The organism is Aurantimonas sp. A2-1-M11, from assembly GCF_036549475.1.
In the GTDB taxonomy this organism is placed as follows: Bacteria; Pseudomonadota; Alphaproteobacteria; order Rhizobiales; family Rhizobiaceae; genus Aurantimonas.
This window is the reverse complement of the sequence record NZ_JAZHLI010000162.1, coordinates 1-2650: the sequence shown is the minus strand read 5'-3', so window position 1 is coordinate 2650 and position 2650 is coordinate 1. Positions and strand designations below refer to the sequence as shown.

Here is a 2650-nt window from a genome sequence, read left to right as displayed (position 1 = left end):
ACGCTGAAGCGGGATCCAAACGACGGCCATGTCGTGGTCTTTCGGGGCCGTCGTGGCGATCTGATCAAGGTGATCTGGCACGACGGACAGGGCGCCTGTCTGTTCACGAAGCGGCTCGAACGGGGGCGCTTTATCTGGCCGTCACCGGCCGACGGAACGGTGACGATCTCACCGGCGCAGCTCGGCTACCTGCTCGATCATCCATGTGGATGCTCCCTGTAACCCGGCTGATGTGCCCTTAGATCGATGGTCTCGATCTCATGGTTCCGCAAGTTTCGCACGGCCTGAAGAACGGTTTGGCAGTCCTGGACGAGGTAGGCGCCGGTGGGCTGGCAGTCGAGGCGGATGCGACCGTCTCGGATTTGAACATAGAGCCATTTCGTCGGAATGCCGAGCCTCGACGCCAACTCAGCGATGCCGATGGATCCCGAAGCATGGCGCCACCGTGAACACGGTTTGCGCGCTGGCCATCCGGCCTGCTTTCGAATGCGTCGCACGGTGTCGGGAAGAACCCGGGTCGGGTTTTTGGGTGAGCGATGTCCCTCGGCCGTCAGGAGGGCGGCGATCTCAATATCCGGCATGGTGGTCTTGGATAGATCCAGGGCGCGGCGCTTCATCTCCTCGCCACGTTCCAGACTGGCAATGCTCGTGACTGGGCGTCTGACGGCAAGTTCGCTGACTTCGCCGCCGCGCCAGACGATCCGGACCATCGCGGTGTCACGTTCACCACGGTCAAGGACGACCTTTTCGACGAGGCATCGCAGTAGCGCTTTTCTATCGGCGTCCCGAGTGGCGGGGTCTGCCCACAACAGCGGCAGACGACCAGCGAGCGCTACGACCTTGTCGCCCATGGTCTTGCTCAGCGCTGGCGGCGGCGGCGAGCCGGCGGAGTCCTGCCGGGACAGAGCCTCTTCGGCTGTTCTCAGACCGTCGAGCGCGGCCTCCCAGCGCCGCTCGAGTTCGGCGGCTACGAGCCGGTTGTCGGGATCGACTTTGTTGTACTGTCGCTCCGCCAAGGACGCTTGGTAGCGTTTGCGCGCCACTTGCTGCTCGGCGGCATTACGCAAGGCCGTATCGGCTTGCCGCCGAGCCTTTTGCGCCCGCGACAGCATCTCGATCTCAGCCGGCGCCAAGGCAGTAAGAAAGGCTTGCGCCACGGCCTCGTCGACGACCCCGGCGCTCATGTGCTGGCAGACCGGATCTCCCCGCTGTATGTGCAGGTGATTGCAGACGTATTCGCCTCCATGCTGATAGCGAACATACATTTTGTGACCGCATCGGGCACACCAGGCAATCCCCTGCAACAGCAACTGGCCTTCGCGCGGCGCTCCCCTGGTTTTGGTGGTCATGTACTCAGCTCGGTTGTCGTGCAGAATGGCCTCGATCACCTCGAAGGTCGTCCAGTCGATATAGGCTGGATAACGATCCTTCACGACGATGCGCCATTGATCGCGCGAGCGAGTGGACTTGTGCGCACGGCCGCCGCCGGGCAAGCGCTCCGTGCGCTTGCGTCCGAAGACGAATGCTCCCGCATAGGCCGGGTTCTTCAGAATGGCGGCGACAGCCGAGACGGTTCCACGCACCCAGTGCAGATCTCCGTGCCGGTCGCGGCGCGGCAGGTCTAGGCCTCGGGCCAGCAGGAGACGCATAACTTTGGCAGCCGATCGCAGCCGCAGGAAACTGTCGAACACCATGCCCAGCCTCTGCTGGACCTCGACGTTCGGATCCTTCACCACGACGTCGGCCGCCTCGCGCACCAGCCCGACAGGAAGCATCTGCGCTAGTTCACCGCGCTCGGCCTTGGCCAGAAGCCCACCTGTCAGGCGGCTCCGGATCGTATGCAGTTCCAGTTCGGAGATCGTGCCCTTCAATCCCAGAAGCAGCCGCCCGTTGGCCGTGCTGGGATCGTATACGCCGTCGCGATCGGCAATCAGGCAATCGCGAAGACCGCATATGTCGAGAAGCGGATACCAGTCCGAGCAGTTGCGTGCCAAACGGGTGACGTCGACCGACAGGACGAGCCCTACCTCACTCAGGCTGACGCGGGCTGTCAGTTCCTGGAAGCCGCGTCGGTACAGACTGGACGCGCCGCTCAGGCCGAGATCGGCGTCAATGACGTCAATATTGGTTCGGCGCCAGCCCAGTTCTTCGGCCCGGTGTCGCAGCGCGTACTGAAGGCGCAGGCTTTCCTGATTGGTGACGACCTGTGCAGGCGTCGACTGGCGGATGTAGACGATCGCCTTGCGGGCCAGATGCGATGCCGTGACCAGTTCGGACTTCATGGCCGACCTCCGTAAGAACGGCCGCTATGTCCTCGACGACCCGTCGCCGCAGGGAGGCGGGAAGTTTCGACCAGAGATCTTTCGGATCGATCGGCATGGTCTTCAAGTTGTTCGGCCAGCGAGATCAGGTCCCGCAAGGATTCAACGCACAACTTCGACGGATTCTCCATGCCGATCGGACTTTCCGTTGCGCGGATAGGGACGAAGAGCCTCGTGCCAAAGTCGTTCTCCACCTCGTAGGAGGGTGGCAGGTTGCTCTCGGTGCGAAAGATCAGTCCCAAAACACGCAGCCGACGCCCAAAAAGAGGATGGCGTGGATCCATGACCCTGACATCTTCTCCAAGCGGCACGTCAAACGTGTCAGAGGG

3 protein-coding genes are annotated in these 2650 nt (G+C 62.6%); 1 reads left to right on the top strand and 2 read right to left on the bottom strand.

Annotated features, from left to right (window positions below; all coding sequences use genetic code 11):
* Positions 1–222 (top strand): IS66 family insertion sequence element accessory protein TnpB (tnpB, locus tag VQ042_RS25205; RefSeq protein WP_331822991.1); only part of this gene is annotated, 222 nt, incomplete at its 5' end.
* Here tnpB and VQ042_RS25200 read toward each other — a convergent pair.
* Both VQ042_RS25200 and VQ042_RS25195 read right to left on the bottom strand, forming a co-directional pair.
* Positions 198–2282 (bottom strand): recombinase family protein, encoded by a 2085-nt coding sequence (locus VQ042_RS25200; RefSeq protein ID WP_331822990.1) that lies wholly within the window; start codon positions 2280–2282, stop codon positions 198–200. The genes tnpB and VQ042_RS25200 overlap by 25 nt on opposite strands.
* A partial coding sequence (locus VQ042_RS25195; RefSeq protein ID WP_331822989.1) for a hypothetical protein occupies positions 2279–2650 on the bottom strand: 372 nt, incomplete at its 5' end. The genes VQ042_RS25200 and VQ042_RS25195, both read right to left, overlap by 4 nt.